The organism is Deinococcus phoenicis, assembly GCF_000599865.1.
GTDB lineage: Bacteria > Deinococcota > Deinococci > Deinococcales > Deinococcaceae > Deinococcus > Deinococcus phoenicis.
The window spans coordinates 24,942-43,311 of the sequence record NZ_JHAC01000070.1; the positions used below are offsets into that span (position 1 = coordinate 24,942).

General features: G+C 67.8%; 16 protein-coding genes. 9 read left to right on the forward strand and 7 right to left on the reverse strand.

What is annotated here, in order from left to right; all coding sequences use genetic code 11:
* Positions 1-136 precede the first annotated feature (136 nt).
* The 3 genes from tsf to DEIPH_RS16305 all read right to left on the reverse strand — a co-directional run bounded on the left by tsf (position 137) and on the right by DEIPH_RS16305 (position 2,807).
* Complete coding sequence (gene tsf, locus DEIPH_RS16295) at positions 137-943, reverse strand: translation elongation factor Ts (protein WP_034360130.1); 807 nt, start codon at positions 941-943, stop codon at positions 137-139.
* Positions 944-1,047: 104 nt separating this feature from the next.
* Positions 1,048-1,845: a 30S ribosomal protein S2 gene (gene rpsB / locus DEIPH_RS16300; RefSeq protein WP_034360132.1), complete on the reverse strand. Its 798-nt coding sequence runs from the start codon at positions 1,843-1,845 to the stop codon at positions 1,048-1,050.
* A gap of 152 nt (positions 1,846-1,997) precedes the next feature.
* Positions 1,998-2,807, reverse strand: a complete 810-nt coding sequence (locus tag DEIPH_RS16305; protein ID WP_034360134.1) for an aminoglycoside phosphotransferase family protein — start codon at positions 2,805-2,807, stop codon at positions 1,998-2,000.
* A gap of 64 nt (positions 2,808-2,871) precedes the next feature.
* Here DEIPH_RS16305 and DEIPH_RS16310 point away from each other — a divergent pair, with 64 nt between their 5' ends.
* The 3 genes from DEIPH_RS16310 (at position 2,872) to DEIPH_RS16320 (ending at position 4,725) form a co-directional block, all read left to right on the forward strand.
* Positions 2,872-3,696, forward strand: coding sequence for an undecaprenyl-diphosphate phosphatase (locus tag DEIPH_RS16310; protein ID WP_034360136.1), 825 nt, complete (start codon positions 2,872-2,874; stop codon positions 3,694-3,696).
* Between the two features lie 130 nt (positions 3,697-3,826).
* On the forward strand, positions 3,827-4,330 hold the full coding sequence (locus DEIPH_RS16315; RefSeq protein ID WP_235183275.1) for a ribonuclease domain-containing protein: 504 nt from the start codon (positions 3,827-3,829) through the stop codon (positions 4,328-4,330).
* Entirely contained in the window at positions 4,327-4,725 is a 399-nt protein-coding gene (locus DEIPH_RS16320; protein ID WP_034360138.1) for a barstar family protein, read from the forward strand. The genes DEIPH_RS16315 and DEIPH_RS16320 overlap by 4 nt, the downstream gene beginning before the upstream one ends.
* Here DEIPH_RS16320 and DEIPH_RS16325 read toward each other — a convergent pair whose 3' ends face one another.
* The gene (locus tag DEIPH_RS16325) at positions 4,726-5,460 is read right to left on the reverse strand and encodes a class I SAM-dependent methyltransferase (RefSeq protein ID WP_034360140.1); all 735 of its coding nucleotides are present in this window, start codon (positions 5,458-5,460) and stop codon (positions 4,726-4,728) included.
* A 179-nt stretch (positions 5,461-5,639) separates the two neighbouring features.
* Between DEIPH_RS16325 and tsaD the strand changes: the two genes are divergently transcribed.
* The 5 genes from tsaD (at position 5,640) to DEIPH_RS16350 (ending at position 12,796) form a co-directional block, all read left to right on the forward strand.
* Entirely contained in the window at positions 5,640-6,674 is a 1,035-nt protein-coding gene (gene tsaD / locus DEIPH_RS16330) for a tRNA (adenosine(37)-N6)-threonylcarbamoyltransferase complex transferase subunit TsaD (RefSeq protein ID WP_051517459.1), read from the forward strand.
* Positions 6,675-6,788: 114 nt separating this feature from the next.
* Complete coding sequence (gene secA / locus DEIPH_RS16335; RefSeq protein ID WP_034360142.1) at positions 6,789-9,398, forward strand: preprotein translocase subunit SecA; 2,610 nt, start codon at positions 6,789-6,791, stop codon at positions 9,396-9,398.
* 255 nt (positions 9,399-9,653) lie between these two features.
* Positions 9,654-10,877 carry an ABC transporter ATP-binding protein gene (locus tag DEIPH_RS16340; RefSeq protein ID WP_034360144.1) on the forward strand — a complete coding sequence of 408 codons (1,224 nt, stop codon included), beginning with the start codon at positions 9,654-9,656 and terminating at the stop codon, positions 10,875-10,877.
* A gap of 201 nt (positions 10,878-11,078) precedes the next feature.
* Positions 11,079-11,837 carry an ABC transporter substrate-binding protein gene (locus DEIPH_RS16345; RefSeq protein WP_200868185.1) on the forward strand — a complete coding sequence of 253 codons (759 nt, stop codon included), beginning with the start codon at positions 11,079-11,081 and terminating at the stop codon, positions 11,835-11,837.
* Positions 11,838-12,004: 167 nt separating this feature from the next.
* Entirely contained in the window at positions 12,005-12,796 is a 792-nt protein-coding gene (locus tag DEIPH_RS16350) for an amino acid ABC transporter permease (RefSeq protein WP_034360334.1), read from the forward strand.
* Positions 12,797-12,884: 88 nt separating this feature from the next.
* Here the strand turns inward: DEIPH_RS16350 and DEIPH_RS16355 are convergent, their stop codons facing one another.
* Positions 12,885-15,059 carry a TRAP transporter permease gene (locus DEIPH_RS16355; RefSeq protein ID WP_200868186.1) on the reverse strand — a complete coding sequence of 725 codons (2,175 nt, stop codon included), beginning with the start codon at positions 15,057-15,059 and terminating at the stop codon, positions 12,885-12,887.
* 129 nt (positions 15,060-15,188) lie between these two features.
* On the reverse strand, positions 15,189-16,145 hold the full coding sequence (locus tag DEIPH_RS16360; protein WP_034360146.1) for a TAXI family TRAP transporter solute-binding subunit: 957 nt from the start codon (positions 16,143-16,145) through the stop codon (positions 15,189-15,191).
* A 161-nt stretch (positions 16,146-16,306) separates the two neighbouring features.
* Here DEIPH_RS16360 and DEIPH_RS16365 point away from each other — a divergent pair, with 161 nt between their 5' ends.
* Positions 16,307-17,044: an amino acid ABC transporter ATP-binding protein gene (locus DEIPH_RS16365; RefSeq protein ID WP_034360340.1), complete on the forward strand. Its 738-nt coding sequence runs from the start codon at positions 16,307-16,309 to the stop codon at positions 17,042-17,044.
* A 75-nt stretch (positions 17,045-17,119) separates the two neighbouring features.
* On the opposite strand, the gene DEIPH_RS16370 is transcribed toward DEIPH_RS16365, so the two are convergent.
* The gene (locus DEIPH_RS16370) at positions 17,120-18,358 is read right to left on the reverse strand and encodes an MFS transporter (RefSeq protein ID WP_034360148.1); all 1,239 of its coding nucleotides are present in this window, start codon (positions 18,356-18,358) and stop codon (positions 17,120-17,122) included.
* Between the last annotated feature and the right edge of the window lie 12 nt (positions 18,359-18,370).

Below are 18,370 nucleotides of genomic sequence, written 5' to 3' on the forward strand. Positions count from 1 at the left end.
CACCTCGGGAGGAGTGGCGGGAGGGCGGCGGAGGGGTCCACGGAAAAACGCCCGGCGGGAAGGGGCCGCCGGGCGCGGGGGGAAGGGAAGCGGCCCAAGGAAAGGGCGGCTTCTGTGTCGCCGCCCCGCTTGACTCTTACGCGCCGATCTCGAAGCGCACGAAGCGCTTGATCTGCGCGCCGCCGAGGTACTTCGCTACCGTCATGCTCTGGTCCTTGACGAACTTCTGCTCGGGCAGGACCTTTTCCTCGTAGAACTTGCCGATCTGGCCGCCCACGATCTTCTCCACGATCTGCTGGGGCTTGCCCTCGTTCAGCGCCTTGTTGGTGAGGATCTCGCGTTCCTTCTCGATGTCGTCCTGGTTGACCTCGTCGCGGCTGAGGTACTGGGGGCGCTCGGCGGCCACGTGCAGGGCCACGTCCTTCGCCTGGGCCTCGGTGCCGCCCGCAATGTCCACCAGCACGCCGATCTTGCCGTTGGAGTGGACGTACCCGGCCACCTGCTCGCCCTCGGCGGCCTCGACAAAGGCCACCCGGTTCAGCACCAGGTTCTCGCCGATCTTGCCCGCCGCCGCCGCGACGGTGTTGCCCACGGTGTCGCCGCCGTCCAGCGCGAAGTTCTTGAACGCCTCGACGTCGCTGGTGCCCGCCTTCAGCGCGGCCTGGGCCAGCCGCTCGACCAGCGCCTGGAAGTCGGAGTTGCGCGCCACGAAGTCGGTTTCGCTGTTCACCTCGACCATGGCGGCCTTGTTGCTGTCCACGACGAAGCGCACCAGACCTTCCCGGGCTTCACGGTCGGCCTTCTTGGCGGCCTTCACAATGCCGCGCTCGCGCAGCAGGGCCACGGCCTTGTCCTCGTCGTTCCCGGCGTCGGAGAGGGCCTTTTTCACGTCCATCATGCCCGCGCCGGTCAGTTCGCGCAGCTTCTTGATCGATTCCATCATGGTGCGTACCTCCAGAAGTTGGATTTCTGTCCTGAGATCTGTCCTGAGAAAGGGGGCGGACCGAGCCTCGCTCCGACACGCCCCCGGAGATGCGAGGTGGGCGCTTAGCCCGCGCGGCCCTGGCTGCTGGTCAGCTGGGCGGTGTCGCCCTCGCTGCCCTGCTCCGCCGCTTCGATGTCGGCGCTGCCGCCTTCCACGCGCTCGCCGCTCACGTCCTCGCCGCCGCCGCGCGCTTCCACGATCAGGTCACCGATGCGGTGGGTGATCAGCTGGATGCTGCGGATCGCGTCGTCGTTGCCGGGCACGATGTAGTCGATCACGTCCGGGTCGGAGTCGGTGTCGGCCAGGGCGATCACGGGAATCCCCAGCTTGTTGGCTTCCTGCACGGCGATGACTTCCTTGGTGGGGTCCACCACGAAGATCGCGTCGGGCAGGCGGGTCATCTTGCGGATGCCGCCCACGAAGCGCAGCAGCCGCTCACGCTCGGCGCCCAGCTCGATGCGCTCGGCCTTGGGGCGGTCGTTGATGCGGCCCGACTCGAACATGTCGTCGAGTTCGTTCAGGCGGTCGATGCGGGTGCGCATGGTGCGGAAGTTGGTGAGCATCCCGCCCAGCCAGCGGCTGGTCACGAAGGGCATGCCGGTGCGGCGGGCTTCGAGTTCCACGATCTCCTGCGCCTGCTTCTTGGTGCCCACGAACAGGATCACGCCGCCGCGCTCGGAGAGGTCCTTGATGTAATCGAAGGAACGGTCGATCTGCTTGAGGGTCTTTTGCAGGTCGATGATGAAGATGCCGTTGCGCTCGGCGAAGATGAACCGCTTGAATTTGGGGTTCCAGCGCTTGGTCTCGTGCCCGAAGTGGACGCCCGCTTCGAGAAGCTGCTTCATGCTGATGTACGACATTTGAACTCCTGAGCGTTGTTCGGGAAAAGTTTGCCGTCCACGTGCCAGCCTCTCGTCGGAGGACGCTTCTTTGGGCCAGGCCCGCGCGCGACGCTCGAGCGCACGCAGGCAGGGATCACGGGGGCACCCAAACGGAAAGTATAGCAGATGGGTCAGCGGGCGAGTTCGGCGGCAGCGATGCGGGCCACCTCCAGCACGGGCTGCGCCTCGTCGTGGCTGCCGTCTTCCAGCCACCACGCGGCCGAGAGGCCCGCGTAGGCGATGACCCATTGCAGCAGGCGTGCGCGTTCCAACCCGGCCGCCTCCCCGACCACTTGGACCTGCCGCGCCAGACGCCCTGGCCGCGTGGCCACCGTCAGGTCCGGGTTGCAGAAGAGGTTGGCGTAGTCGAAGCCGCGCTCGCCCAGCAGGCTGTGGGGATCGATCGCCAGCCAGCCCCGCTCGCCGCCGTCCAGCACGTTCTCGTGGTGGAGGTCGCCGTGCAGGACGCCCACCTCACGCGGCGCCTCCAGAAGATGCCGGGCCGTGTCCGCCGCTTCCACAAAAATCCCCCCGTGCTGCCGGGAAGCCGCCTCCAGGGCCTGAAACCACCGCTCCAGCGGTGCCAGCTCGGGCAGAGGTTGGGGGCGCGGCACATGCAGCCGGGCCGTCACCCCGCAGAGGACCCGGGAAGCCTCATCATCCTGTCCTGCGCGGACCATCCGCACCAGGGAGCGCGGCCCCGTTACCCGCTCCAGCAGCAGCGCCCCGCTGCTCTCCTCGTGCGCCAGCACCCGCGCGGCGCCCTCGCCCTGCCACCACCGCATCAGCAGGCCGCCGCGGCGCTCCTCGGCCTCACGGGGAATCTTGAGCATGGCGGCCTCGCCCCGCCAGCGCACCGGCAGCAGGTCGCTGCTGTGCGTGTGAACCGGCTCGCCGTCTGGGGACAGGTGCCAACGTTGAAGGTACAGGTCAAAAGACACCCCGGCAGTCTCCACCTTTGGGGTGAGGTTCACCTTCGGCCCGAAGTGTTAGGCTCCCCCGGACATGGACTGGTTCTACGCCATCATTTACGGGATCGTCGAGGGCATCACCGAGTTTTTGCCGATCAGCTCGACCGGCCACCTGATCGTCGCCGGGAACCTGATGGGCGTGCCCTGGCCCAAGGAGATCAAGGACACCTTCGAGGTGGTGATCCAGGGCGGCGCGATCCTGGCCGTGCTCGCGTATTACTGGCGCGACTTCGCGGGGCAGGCCCGCGTGATCGGCCGTGACCAGCCCACGCAGCGGCTGTGGCTGGGCGTGGTGGTCGCCTGCATTCCCGCCGTGATCCTGGGGCTGCTGTTCGCGGACACCATCAAGGCGAACCTGTTCCGGCCCAGCGTGGTCGCCTGGGCGCTGATCGTGGGCGGCGTGCTGATGTGGCTGATCGAGAGCCGCAAGGCCATACCCGCCGTGCATGACCTCAAGCAGATCGGCGTGGGGCGCTCCTTCCTGATCGGGGCAGTGCAGTGCCTGGCGATCCTGTGGCCGGGCTTCTCGCGCAGCGCCAGCTCGATTCTGGGCGGCATGCTGATGGGCCTGGACCGCCCGACCGCCACCAAATTCAGCTTCTACCTGGGCATCCCGACCCTGGGGGGCGCGGCCCTGATCGACTTCATCAAGAGCCGTGACCTGCTGGCGCAGATCGGCCTCGTGAATGTGGTGCTGGGAGCCGCCGTCAGCTTCGGGGTGGCTTACCTCGCCATCGGCTGGCTGCTGCGCTTCGTGTCCACCAACAATTTCAAGGGCTTCGCCGTGTACCGCGTGGTGGTCGGCGTGCTGATTCTGCTGCTGGTGGGGGCGGGGCGGCTGCCGAACGGGGGGCTGTAGGGCAGGTGACGGGCAGAGGGCAGAGCGCTAAGGGCAGAGGACGAGAACCCTCTGCCCGCTTCCTTTTGATCCGGGGTGGACAAGGGAAAGTCAAGGCGGGCGGCCCGGGGGGCGGCATACACTCCGGGGCGTGAGCTTTCGCCGTCCACCTTTCTCGCTGGGCCGCCTGCTGGGCACCGCGCTGCTGGCCGGCTTGCTCGCCGCCTGTGATGTCCCCAGTGCCCGGACCGGGACGACGGGGAACGGGCAGACGCAGACTGGACAGACGGGGACTGGGCAGACGGGGACTGGGCAGCCACAGACCGGAACCCCCTCCAGCCGCCCGGCCCGTGACCCGGTCAGCGGCCTGCCCTTCATCGCCGCCCGCGACCTGCCGCCGGAGGGCCAGCGCACGCTGCGGCTGATCGCGGCGCGCGGCCCCTTTCCCTACCGCAAGGACGGGAGTGCGTTCGGCAACCGCGAGGGCATTTTGCCCCGGCGGGCCGGGGGCGGCTACCACGAGTACACGGTGCCCACGCCGGGCGAGGGGGACCGGGGCGCGCGGCGCATCGTCTGCGCGGCCCTCACCCCCCCGGACGCCGAGTGCTATTACAGCGCCGACCACTACACCACCTTCAGGAGAATAGGGCCGTGATGAATGTTTTTGCCGAGGCGCCCCAGGGCATCCAGACGGCCCCCCACGATCCGCGCATTGTCGCCGCCGGGTATCAGGTGGCCGTGCGCGAGGTGGACCTCTCGCAGGTACGCGACAAGGAGAGCCTGATGCTGGCCTTTTTGCGCGGTCTGGCCCTGACCGAGAGCTTCGGGCGCAACTGGGACGCCCTGTACGACGTTCTGACCGACCCTGACGCACGCCCCGCCCGGTTCGCGCTGGTGCTGTGCGACTACGGCCACTTCCGCAGGCGGCAGCGGCAACTGGGCGCCGAACTGGAGCAGGTGCTGCTCGGCGCCCAGCGTGACGCCGCCGCGCAGGGCCGCGCCCTCTGGTTGCTGGCCGAGGAACCCGTCACCGACCCCCGCCACTGGTAATCAGGCGGGGTGGAGGACGGCCACGTACATCATGCACTCGCCCAGTGGAACCTCCGGGTGGTACACGCCTGCCTGCGGGTCGTAAGCGCCGCCCGGCCACACTTCTGTCAGGGTGAGGCCCGTCCCGGCCAGCAGCAGGCGCAGGTCGGCGGGGCTGTAGCAGCGCAGCGACTGCGTGAAGGACGCCTCGCCTTCCGGCGCGTAGGTGTCGAGCATCCGGCACGCCTCCGCGTCGAAACCGTAGGTCTGCACGTAGCGCCCAGTGGGGCGAGTGAAACCCGCGTGGTGCGCCCAGTACCACGGCGTATAGACGTCCACATAGGCGGTGCCGCCCCGCGCGAGCCACCCGGCCACCCGCGAGAGCAGGTGCCGCTGCTCGTTGTCCTCACCGGTGCCGAAGCCGTCCCAGTAGCACACGGCGTCGAAGGGACCGCCCGGGTCGGCGGTGTAGAAATCTGCCGTCATTGTCCGCAGAGGGACGCCATGCTGGGCGGCGAGTTCCCGGGTGTGTTCCCCGGCTCCTGCGTACAGGTCCAGAGCCGTGACCTGATGCCCGGCCAGGGCCGCGACCGCTGCAAACTGCCCTCCACCCGCTCCCAGCTCCAGCAGCGATCCGGGCCGCCCCCGGTGTGCCGTCACCCGCGCCGCCAGCGCCGTGTGAAAAGGATGGATGTCCGTGCGGTAACAGCCGGTCAGGGCGTCCTGCCGGGCGTAAAAGGAATGCGACCAGTGCATGTGAAAACCTCCAGAACGAGAACGTGACCCCGCGCCGCACAGGGCGGGCAGACGCTTCAGGACTGGAAGTTCAGCGCAAACGCATGGGGAAAGGTTCTCCTTGAGAGGCGTCCAGGGTACAGGGGGTTGGTGCCTTCCTGCCTCGTCTGTTTGGCCTACCCCTGCTACACTCCCCCGCGATGAGCAGCGCGCGGCCCCCTTCCGAGCGGCACCTTCCCCGGTACATCCTCGGCATTGACACCTCCTGCGACGACACCGGCGTGGGGCTGGTGGAGCTGGCGGCAGACGGGTCGGTGCAGGTGCGGGCGAACCGGGTCTGGTCGCAGACCGTCCACGCCCAGTACGGCGGCGTCATGCCCGAGCTGGCCAGCCGCGAGCATGTCGAGCGCATCGACGCGGTGCTGGAGGCCGCGCTGGCCGAAGCTGGACTGACCGTCGCCGACATCGGCGTGGTGACCGCCACGTCCGGCCCCGGCCTGGTCGGGGCGCTGCTGGTGGGGCTGATGTACGGCAAGGGCCTCGCGCAGGCGCTGGACGTGCCCTTCTATGCCGCCCACCACCTCGAAGGCCACATCTTCGCGGCGGCGAGCGAGGCCGAGTTGCAGGCCCCCTACCTCGCGCTGGTGGTGAGTGGCGGGCACACCCATCTGTTCGACGTGCCGCGCGAGGGCGACTATGTGCTGGTCGGGGCCACGCGCGACGACGCGGCGGGGGAAGCCTTCGACAAGATCGCCCGGCTGGCGGGCCTGGGGTATCCCGGCGGCCCGGCCATCAGCGAGGCGGCGCGGCGGGGCGACCCGGACGCCGTGCCCTTTAAGGAGCCTTTGCGGGGCCAGAAGGGCTTCGACTTCTCCTTCAGCGGCCTGAAGACGGCGGCGCTGCTCGCGCACAAGGCCGGGGCGAAACCGGAAGACCTCGCGGCGGGCTTCGAGCGGGCCGCCGTGCGCTTTCTGGTGGGGACGACCTTGCGGGCCGCGCAGGCCCAGGGCCGGGAGACGGTGGTGGTGTCCGGCGGCGTCGCGGCGAACCGGGCGCTACGGGAAGCTTTCGCCGCCAGCCCCGTCCGCGCCGTCTTTCCCGGCGCGGGCCTGAACACCGACAACGGCGCGATGATCGCCCTGGCCGGGGCCGCCGCTCTCCGGGCGGGCCGTGCCCCCAGCCCGCTCAGCGAGGGTGCGGTGGCCTATGCGCCGTTGGCGAATGTTCCGGCCTGACGCGGCAGGCCCCATCGGCCTCCGCATCCTGAGCCTCCCTCACTCAACTTCCTTGCAAGCGCCTTACTGAACTCTATCCATGTGCTCCCCGCCCACGCGCTATACTCGCGTGTCATGTTCCGTGTCCTGAACAAAGTGTTCGATAACAACCAGCGCGACGTGCAGCGCATCGTGAAAACGGTGGTGCAGCCGGTGAACGCGCTGGAAGAAGAAACGATGAAAATCGGGAATCTCGCCGAGGCCTTTATGGCCCTTCGTCAGCGCGTGCAGGAGGGGGGCGAGTCGCTCGACGACGTGATCGTCCCCGCCTTCGCCCTGATCCGGGAGGCGGGCCGCCGCTCCATCGGGAAGCGTCACTACGACGTGCAGTTGATCGGCGGCGCGGCGCTCCACCAGGGCCGCATCGCGGAAATGCGCACCGGCGAGGGCAAGACGCTGGTCGCCACGCTGGCCCTGGCCCTCAATGCCCTGGAAGGCAAGGGTTGTCACCTCGTCACCGTGAACGATTACCTGGCGCGCGTGGGGATGGAAGAAATGGGCCTGCTGTACCGCACGCTGGGCCTGACGGTGGGCCTGGCGAACCGCGACTTGCAGCCCTTTGAGAAGCAGGCCGCCTACGCCTGCGACATCACCTACGTCACCAACAGTGAGCTGGGCTTCGACTACCTGCGCGACAACATGGCGCAGAGCCGCGAGCAACTGGTGCTGCGCGCCGACTCGCCCCTGAACTTCGCCATCGTGGACGAGGTGGACTCGATCCTGATCGACGAGGCCCGCACGCCGCTGATCATCTCGGGGGCCGCCGAAAAGGCCACCGACCTGTATTACGTGTACGCCAAGCTGGTCAAGCGCCTGCAACGCGGCGAACCCGCCGAACCCGGCAAGCGCACCGAGCCGACCGGCGACTACACCATCGACGAGAAGGGCAAACAGGTCCACGTGACCGAAGGCGGCATCTCCAAGATCGAGCGCCTGCTCTCGATCCCGGACCTCTACAGCCCCGAGAACATGGACAAGGCGCACATGATCACGCAGGCGATCCGCGCCCGCGAGCTGTACCAGCGCGAGAAGGACTACATCGTGAACGCCGAGGGTGAAGTCATCATCATCGACGAGTTCACGGGCCGCTCGATGCCGGGCCGCCGCTACGGCGAGGGGCTGCACCAGGCCATCGAGGCCAAGGAAGGCGTGAAGATCGAGAACGAGAACCAGACGCTCGCCACGATCACCTACCAGAACTTCTTCCGGCTGTACAACAAGTTTGCGGGCATGACCGGCACGGCCAAGACCGAGGAAAAGGAGTTCCTCGACATCTACGGCTCGGACGTGCTGGTGATCCCGACCAACAAGCCCATCATCCGCCAGGACGCCGAGGACCTGGTGTACCGCACCCGGATGGGCAAGTATCAGGCGGTCGTGCAGGAAGTGGCCCAGATGCACGCCACGGGCCGCCCCATCCTGATCGGCACGGCCAGCATCGACACCAGCGAGCAGCTCAGCGAACTGCTGAAGGCGGCGGGCATTCCCCACAGCGTCCTGAACGCCAAGTACGAGGCGCAGGAGGCCAGCATCGTCGCGCAGGCGGGCCGGTCGGGCACCGTCACCATCGCCACCAACATGGCCGGGCGCGGCACCGACATCATGCTGGGCGGCAACGCCGAATATATCCTGGGTGAGGCCATCGAGCAGAACTTCGGCATCAGCCGCTTCGCGCCGGAGGCCGAGGCCTTCATCAAGGCCATCAGCCGCCAGGACCCCGAGGCCGAACAGCTCGGCATGAAACTGCCCGGCATGGTGCCCGACTTTATCCGCCAGGCCCAGCAGCTCCAGGCCGACACCATCGCCGACCGCGAGCGGGTCCGTGAGCTGGGGGGGCTGCACATCATCGGCACCGAGCGGCACGAGTCGCGCCGCATCGACAACCAGCTGCGTGGCCGCGCCGGGCGTCAGGGCGACCCGGGCAGCAGCCGCTTTTACGTTTCCTTCGAGGACGACCTGATGCGCCTCTTTGCCAACGACCGCGTGGTCGCCATGATGGACCGCCTGGGCATGGACGACACCCAGCCCATCGAGGCCAAGATGGTCACCGGGGCCATCGAGAAGGCGCAGGCGCGCGTGGAGGACCGCAACTTCGGCACCCGCAAGCAGCTGCTGGAGTTCGACAACGTGATGAGCAAGCAGCGCGACGAGATCTACGCCCAGCGCCGCGAGGTGCTGCTCGGCGCGGACGAGGACGTGGAGGAGACGACCGAGGGTATGATCGCGGACTTCACCGAGATGCAGCTCGCGTACCACGCCCCCACCGACCAGGCCCCCGAAAGCTGGGACCTGGAGACCCTGCGGACCGACATGATCGACGCCATGCCGCAGCTCGAAACGTACGACTTCGAGGCGCTGCGGACCATGACGCCCGCCGACGCGCACGCCCACCTGATCGAGGCGGTGGCCGACAGCTTCGACAGCCGCCGGGAAGAACTCAGCCCCACCATGCTCAACAGCCTGTCGCGGTACGTGCTGCTTCAGGTCGTGGACCAGCACTGGAAAGAACACCTGCACGGCATGGACGTGCTGCGGCAGGGCATCGGCCTGCGCGGCTACGGCCAGCGCGACCCCTTCACCGAGTACAAGTTCGAGGCCACCAACATGTTCAACGACATGATCGACAACCTCAAGGGTGAGGTCACCAAGTTCGTCTTCAGGATGCAGTTCGGCCAGGCGAGCTGAAACCGGGCAGGGCAGGGGAGGCGCGGGCCGGTGGGCCTGCGCCTCCCTTCCTTTCTTCAGAGGCCCATGCCGGACGTGAGGTGGGGTGGCTGGACCACTCACTGGGCCTCTGCCGGGTACCCCGTGCGTGGTAAACTTCACCCGTCAGCCCAGCGTCAGCGTAAACCCCGGGATTCTCGCTTGTACCCCGGTTGCCCGGCTCCCTCCAGGGGGAAACATTCACGGGCAAGAGATGGGGCGAAAGGTAGGCCAGTCATGGCGGAAGTCGTTCTGGAGAACATCAACAAGTGGTACGGCACCAAGCAGCACGCGGTGCAGGATTTCAACCTGAACATCGCGGACCGCGAGTTCATGGTCTTTGTCGGGCCGTCGGGCTGCGGCAAAAGCACCACGCTGCGGATGATCGCGGGTCTGGAGGACATCTCCAGCGGCGTGCTGCGCATCGGTGACCGCGTGGTGAACGACGTGCCGCCCAAGGACCGCGACATCGCGATGGTCTTCCAGAACTACGCGCTGTATCCGCACATGAACGTCTACGAGAACATGGCCTTCGGGCTGAAGCTCCGCAAGACGCCCAAGGCCGAGATCGACAAGCGGGTGCGTGACGCCGCCAAGATTCTCCAGATCGAGCATCTGCTGGGGCGCAAGCCCAAGGAACTTTCCGGCGGCCAGCGGCAGCGCGTGGCGATGGGCCGCGCCATCGTGCGCGAGCCGAAAGTCTTTTTGATGGACGAGCCGCTCTCCAACCTCGACGCCAAGCTGCGGGTGGAGATGCGCGCCCAGATCAGCCAGCTCCACCGCCGCCTGGGGGCCACCATCATCTACGTGACCCACGATCAGGTCGAGGCGATGACCCTGGGCAACCGCATCGTGGTGATGCGTGACGGGCTGATCATGCAGGTGGATACGCCCATGAACCTCTACGACTTCCCGCAGAACCGCTTCGTGGCGGGGTTTATCGGCAGCCCCAGCATGAACTTCCTGGCGGCGCGGGTGCAGAACGGCGAATTCGTCGTGGGGGGGAGCCGCGTCGCGGCGATGGGCCGTCTGGCGCAGAGCCTGCGGGCCTACGAGGGCCAGGAAGTGTACATGGGCATCCGGCCCGAGCATGTCGGCGTGATCGGCCACGGCCAGACCGATATCCCGCAGGGCACAAACGTGCTGCGCGGGAAGGTCGTGGTCGTCGAGCCGCTCGGCGCGCAGACCGACCTGCTGGTCGACGTGGACGGGCAGACCCTGACGGCCAAGCTCGAAGGCCAGGCCATCTTGCAGCCGGGTGACGACATCGAGCTGCTGCTGGACCAGACCCGCCTGCACGCCTTCGACCACGGGACCGAGGTCGCCATCGACCGGGGCACGCCGACGGGCACGCGCGGCCAGGCGGACACCCTCGGCCTGGGCTATGAGTACGGCGCACCCAGCGTCAGCAGTGAGGTCAGCACGCCCGGTTCGGTTACCGTCATTTCTGCCGACGACTGAAGCCGCCCGCTGCGGGTTCTTTCACCGCGCCGCTTCCCCCCGTGGAGGCGGCGCGGTTTCTGCCCGACCCCCCCCCGGTGTCCTCATGCTTGCTCCCTTTACCTGCCCTTCACCTGGCGCTAGAGTGGCCCATCACTTCAAATCACCGGCCCCCGCCTCACCTATCGGGGTCCCGGACGCACACGCACCGGAGGAACCCGCATGATCAAGAAAGCTTTGCTGACCCTGACCGCCCTGTCCCTGCTCGCCAGCACCGCTTCCGCCCGCCCCTGGGACGAGATCAAGCGCAGCGGCACCATCAAGATCGCCACCGAGGGGGCCTTTCCGCCCTTTAACCTGATGAAGGGCAACCAGCTCACCGGCTTCGAGGTGGACCTGGCCGACGCGCTCGCCAAGCAGCTGGGCCTCAAGGTGCAGTGGGTCACGCAGCCCTTCGACAACCTGCTGATCGGGCTGAACCAGGACCGCTACGACTTCGTGATCGCCAGCCACGGCATCACGCCCGAGCGCAGCAAGGCCGTGGACTTTGCCAACCCGCACTACTGTACCGGCGGCGCGATCGTCACCAAGCCCGGCGGCCCCATGACGGCGGAGGCCCTGAAGGGCAAGACGGTCGCGGTGCAGGTGGGCACCACGTACCTGGAAAACGTCAGCAAGGTGCCCGGCGTGGGCGACGTGAAGACCTTCCCCAAGGACACCGATGCCCAGGCCGCGCTGATGGCGGGCCGGACCGACGCCTGGGTGGGCGACAAGTTCACCGGCCTCGATCTGGTCAAGGCCCAGAAGGGCAAGCTGGTACAGGGCGACCTGCTGTTCAAGGAACGCATCGGTATGGCCGTGAAGAAGGGCAACACCACGCTCCTCAAGGAACTGAACGCCGCACTGGCCAAGGCGCTACAGAACGGCACCTACGCCAAGATCAGCAACCAGTACTTCGGTCAGGACGTGCGCTGCCGCTGAGGCGCTGACCTGCACCGCCGCCCCCGCGTCCCCGGCCATATGGCTGGGGATTTTCTCCGTGTGGGAGCCAGGTGCAGGCGCTACCACCCGCCGCCCATCTGTGCCATCATCGGCGCAATGAAAATCCAGCGTATCTCACGGTTCTCGCTCCCGCTGTGGGGCATGGCGTGACCGTCCCCAAAGCCGCGCCGCGGCAGCCGCTCGGGGGCCTCGCCCTGCTGGGCTGGGTGGTGGGGGCCGCCGCCGCGTTCATCCTGCTGTTCTTCCTGATCACGGCCGTGCTGCGGCAGATGCCCGATCCCATCGGCCCCCGCGCCGACCTGTTCGTGGAGGGGGCCAGGATGACCCTCCAGCTCACGCTGGTCAGCGGCGTGATCGGCCTCGTCATCGGTGTCGTCGTGGGCATCATGCGGACCAGCAGCCTGTGGCTGGTGCGGGCGCCCGCCAGCGTGTTCATCTGGCTGATTCGCGGCACGCCGCTGCTGGTGCAGATCCTGTTCGTGTACAACGCGCTCCCGCCGCTGCTCAAGGCCATCGGCGTCAATCTGGAGCTGAACGAGTTCTGGTCGGCGGTGATCGCGCTGGCGCTGAATGTCGGCGCCTACAACGCCGAGGTGATCCGCGCGGGCATCCTCGCCATTCCGCGCGGGCAGGGTGAGGCGGCCCGCAGCCTGGGCCTCAGCGGCGGGCAGACCATGCGGACGGTGGTGCTGCCGCAGGCGCTGCGGGTCGTGGTGCCGCCCCTGGTCAACAACCTGGTTGCCCTGCTCAAGGATTCCTCGCTCGCCAGCTCCATCGCCCTGCTGGAACTCACGCTGGCCGGGTCGCGCGTCTCCAGCGAGACGTTCCAGCCGGTGCCCGTCCTGACCACCGTGGCCTGCGTCTACCTCGCCCTGACCACCGTGATGACGCTGTTCACCGACCAGCTGGAGCGGCGCGTGAAGATCGCGACGAGGTAAGCGGCCAGCTTTCAGCCATCAGCCAGGAGAAACCCCCAGCCGGAGCAGGCTGGGGGTTTCTCCTGGTTCCTGACAGCGGCCGGCCTGGTCAGGCGGCCGAGGGCACCGCAGGCGGCCCACTCCGGCTCCCCGCCTTCTGCCAGAAGTACACCAGCGCGATCAGGGCCAGCGCGGCGAGGTTCCACACGACATGCGTGGGAATAATCAGGATGAAGGACGCGACCAGCAGCAGCAGCGTTTGCAGCAGGTTGGTGCGGCGGTGCAGGAAGCGCAGCGTGGCGGCGCTGAAGGCCACCAGGCCGATGAACGCGAACAGGATCATCGGGACGGCTTCCGCCCAGGGCACGCCGCCGAGCCGCCCATTGGCGATCAGCAGCAGCGCGGGATTAAAGAACATCATGTACGCCAGCAGGGCCGTTCGCAGCTCGTACTGGAACGCCTGGATACCCGTCGCGACCGGATTGCCGCCCGAGATCGCGGCGGCGGCGAAGGCGGCCAGCGCGACCGGCGGCGTGCTGTCGGCCATGATGCCGAAGTAGAAGACGAACATATGCACCGGCAGCATCTGTGCCGGGTTGGTCACGTCCAGCCCGGCGATCTTGGCGATGATGGGCACGATCAGCGCGCTCATCAGGATGTAGTTGGCGGTGGTGGGCAGGCCCATGCCCAGAATCAGGGCGATCAGCTGCGCCATCAGCAGCACGATCAGCATCGCGCCGAACGAGGCGACCGCCGCCGCGTCCACGCCCGGCAGCAGGCCCGCTGCCCCCGTCAGGAAGGCGCGGAAGCCCTCGCTGACCAGTTGCACGATGTCCGCCAGCCCGAAGCCCAGCCCGGTGATGGTCACGATGCCCACGATGATCCCGGCGGCGGCGGTGGCGACGGCGATGCCGATCATGCTTCTGGCCCCGGCCTCGAACGCCTCGATCAGCATCCGCCCGCCGTCCAGCAGCCCGCGCCCCACGCCGCGTGTGTCGCGGCTGGCCCGCCACGCCTCCTGCACGAACATCATCCCGATCATCAAGAAGATGGTGTTCAGCGCGACCCGCTCGGGGGTGGCCTCGGGGTTGATGGTCAGCGTGCCGATCAGGTAGCCCAGCGGAATGAGGTAGTACCAGCCCGACAGCAGCGTCTGGCGCACGCGCGGGAGTTCATGGCGGGGCAGGCCGCGCAGCCCCAGTTTCAGCGCCTCGATGTGCGTCACGACCAGCAGCGCCGAGTAGCACAGGAAGGCGGGAATGGCGGCGGCCAGGATCAGGCTGCGGTACTCGATGTTGAGGTTCTGCGCCATGATGAAGGCGGCGGCGCCCATGACGGGCGGCATCAACTGGCCGTTGGAACTGCTGGCGACCTCGATGGCCCCGGCCTTTTCCGCACTGTACCCGACCCGCTTCATGGTGCCGATGGTGATGTTCCCGCCGGTCACCACGTTCGACACCGCCGAGCCGCTGATGATGCCGTTGAGGGCGCTGCTCAGCACGCTGGCCTTGGCCGGGCCGCCCCGGAAGCCGCCCAGCAGTCCCTGGGCCACGTTCATGAACCACTCGCCCGCGCCCAGCTTGTCGAACACCGAGCCGAACAGCACGAACAGGAACACGATCTGCGCGCTGACGCCGATGGCGGTGCCGAAGATGCCCTCGGTGTTGGCGAAAAGCTGCCCGACCACCTGCGGCCAGGTCTGCCCGGCGTGCAGCTGGAGTTGCGGCCCCAGGTCCCCCCGGATCAGGCCGCGCGGCCCAGTCAGGGCGTACAGCATGAACACGCCCGCCACGATGGGCATGGCGATGCCGATGGTGCGCCACGCGGCCAGCAGCAGCAGCACGACCATCGCGCTGCCCACCCAGACATCGGTGCTGTTCAGCACGCCGCCCTGCACGTTGGCAATGGTGGGGTACTGCGTGATCAGGTAGACGGCGGTCCCGACGGCCACCGTGCCCAGAATCCAGTCGTACCACGGCACGCCCACCTGGGCTGCGCCGGGCGTCTTGCGAAAGGGGAACACCAGATACCCCAGCGCGAACGCGAAGGCCAGGTGTGTGGCGCGCAGGATCAGCGGATCGAGCGTCCCCACCTGCGCGGCATACATCTGAAAGAGGCACCACGCGATGGCGAGCGCCGTCACCAGGCTCTTTTGCCAGCCGTACAGCTTGCGTCCGCCCGTCTCGGCGGCTTCCACCATTTCCAGCGCGCGCCGCTCGCCCTCGGTCATGCCGCTGTGGTCGAGGGCCGGGTCACTGGAGACGGGTCTGGTCGGGTCACTCATGTCTCACTCATTGCCTTTCTCGAAAAAGGGGCCAGCCGCTGTCCTTCGCGCGTGCTGGTCCCTCTTGACGGGTCTCTCTGGGCTGGCTCCTCTGGGCTGATCCCTCGCGGAAAAGCCCCGGGGGCCGGGTTACTTGACGTTCAGGCCCTTTTCCTTGAAGAACTTCACGGCGCCGGGGTGCAGCGGCGCGGGCAGGCCCTTGACGGCCTTCTCGTAGCTGAAGTTCTGCGCGAGGCTGGGGTGCAGCCCCTTGAGTTCGGCCTCGTTGCCGAAGGCGGCCTTCATGGCCTTGTAGACAGCGTCCTCGGGAACGGCGGTGGGGGTCACCAGCACGGCCTGCACGGCGACGCTGGGCACGGTCGCGCCCACGCCCTTGTAGCTCTTGGCGGGGATGTTGTAGCGCACGTAGAAGGGGTACTTCTTGATCAGGCTGGCGGCCTGGTTGCCGCTGACCGGCACGACCTTCACGTCCACGGTCTGCGCGATCTGGCTGATGGCGCTGGCCCCCACGCCGACCGTGTAGAACAGCGCATCGGCGCGCTTGTCCTGCATCAGGCTGATGCCCTGGGCAGGCGAGACGCGCAGGGCCTGGCCCAGGTCGTCGAAGCCCAGGCCGTAGGCTTCCAGCACCTGCTTCGCGGTCTGCTCGGTGCCCGACCCCAGGTCACCGATCACCACGCGCTTGCCCTTCAGGTCGGCGATCGTGTTGATGCCCGCGTCCTTGCGCGCGATCACGTGCAGCACTTCGGGGTACAGCACGGCCATGGTGCGGAGTTTGGTGTTGGCCTTGCCCTGGAACGCCTGGATGCCGCTCCCCTTGTAGGCGTAGTACACGACGTCGTTTTGCGCGATGGCGGCGTCGAGTTCGCCGCTGGCGAGCGCGTTCAGGTTAAAGACGCTGCCGCCCGTGCTGCGGGCGTTGGCGCGCACGCCCTGGCCCGCGTCGTTGATCATCTTCGCCATGCCGGTGGCGACCGGGAAATAGACACCGGTGGTGCTGCCCGACCCGATGGTCAGGAAGGTGGTGCCCTGTGCGAAGGCGACGGCGGCGGTACCGAGCAGAAGAACAGTGGTGATTCGTTTCATGAAGTTCCCTTCCGGTGACGTGGAGGCGTCACCCCTGGTGTGGCTGCGTTGGTGGGACTGTGTGCAGTGCTGAATCTTAGCATAGGCTCATCCTTGGCAGCCTTTTGACGCGGCCCGCCGCTCCGGCCGGGCAGGTCGGCCGCAACGTGTACACTCCCGGCATGGCCGAACCGATCATCGTGGCCCAGGACGTGCAGAAGCACTTCGGGAGCTTTCAGGCGTTGCGTGGCGTGAGCATGAGTGTGCAGCCCGGCGAGGTCGTCGTGGTCATCGGCCCCAGCGGCAGCGGCAAGAGCACCTTTATCCGCACGATCAACGCGCTCGACCCCCATGACGGCGGCAGCATCGTCGTGGACGGCATTCCGCTCGACGGTGCCCGCAACCTCGACGCCATCCGCCGCGAAGTCGGCATGGTCTTTCAGTCCTTCAACCTCTTTCCCCACCTCACGGTCCTCGAAAACGTCACCCTGGCCCCCACCCGCGTCCGCAAGACGGGCAAGGCCGAGGCGGACAAGCGCGCGCTGGAACTGCTGCGCCGCGTGGGCATCGAGGAGCAGGCGCACAAGTACCCGGCACAGCTCTCGGGCGGGCAGCAGCAGCGGGTGGCGATCGCGCGCGCTCTGGCGATGGACCCCAAGGTGATGCTGTTCGACGAGCCGACCAGCGCGCTGGACCCCGAGATGATCAAGGAAGTGCTGGACGTGATGAAGGAGCTGGCCCGCAGCGGGATGACCATGCTGGTGGTGACCCACGAGATGGGCTTCGCGCGCGAGGTGGCCGACCGCATCCTGTTTTTCGACCAGGGCAACATCGTGGAGGACACCACGCCGGAAGCCTTTTACAACAACCCCCAGCACGAGCGGGCGAAGGCGTTCCTGAGCAAGATCCTGGGGCACTGAGGGGGAGGCGTTAGGCGTTGGGGGTTAGGACTTAGGGAAGCTTCCGAACCCCTCATCCCTAACGCCCACCCCCTCCTACGCGTCCCGCCGCAGCTTGCCGCACTGCCACCACGCGGCGGCGAACAGGGCGGCGCTGAGGACGAACACGGCCCGGTACCCGGCGGCGTCGGCCAGCAGTCCCCCCAGGACCGGGGCGAACAGCGCCGCGCCGACCAGGGTATTCAGCGTGCCGATGTAGCGGCTGCGAGCGTCCGGCGGCGCGAGATTCAGCAGGTGGTTGGTGTGGCCCAGGTTGAAGCCTTGCAGGGCCACGCTGGACAGGATGAACACCAGCAGGTACGTTCCCGGCGGCAGGTGCAGCGCCCCCACCGTGAGGGCCACCAGCGGGGCCAGGCCCGCGAAAAAGGAGGCGTAGCGGATGATGCGCCTCGATCCCTTGCGCTCGGCCACCCGCTTCCAGACGATGTTCGAGAGCGGGGCCGCCCCGGTCAGCGCCATCACGAACACCCCCAGCGTGGCCGGCGGGTAGTGCAGCTCCCGCAGCGGGTAGACCGCGTAGAAGGGGTCGCCCATGCTCGCGGCGGCCAGTAGCAGCCGCACGGTCAGGAAGGCCCGGAAGTGCCCGTCGGCCAGTGTCTGCGGGATGGAACGCACCTCCTCCCGCAGGTTGCCGGGCGGCAGAGGCGTGTCGGCGGGTTCGGTCACCCGCCCGAAAATGCCGTACCCGACCGTATAGGCGACGGTGCCCAGCAGGAAGATCAGCGCGTAGTTCAGCGGAAAGGCCAGCCCCGAGGCCAGAATCCAGCGCACGACCAGCCCCGCCCCGAAGGCCAGCAGCCCACCGTAGAGGTTGCGGGTGGCGAAGAACCCGGCGCGGCGCTCGGACGGCACGATCTTGCCCACCACCTCCAGGAAGGGCAGGCCCGCCACGCCCGATGCCAGCGCGTTGAGCAGCATCGCCAGCACGAACAGCGTCAGGCACAGCGCGGGCTGGCCGGCCAGCGTCGCGGCGATCACCACCATCGCCAGGTAAGTCAGCATCCGCACCAGCGCCGCCGAGCGGTACACCGGCAACTTGTAGGCCAGGGGCCGCACCCTTGAGGCCACCAGCAGTTGCGGGAGCATCCACCCCCCCGCCGCGATGGCGGGCAGCAGGCCGATGATGGCGTTGGGTGCCCCCAGCCGCGCCGCGAAGCCCGCGACCACCACCGACACGCTCAGAAAGCCGTCGCCCAGGAACACCAGCCACCCGTTCAGAATCCCGAGGCGTTCGTTGCGGTTCCAGCCGGGGCGGTCGGGTCGGGCGGCAGTCACCCGCGCATTATG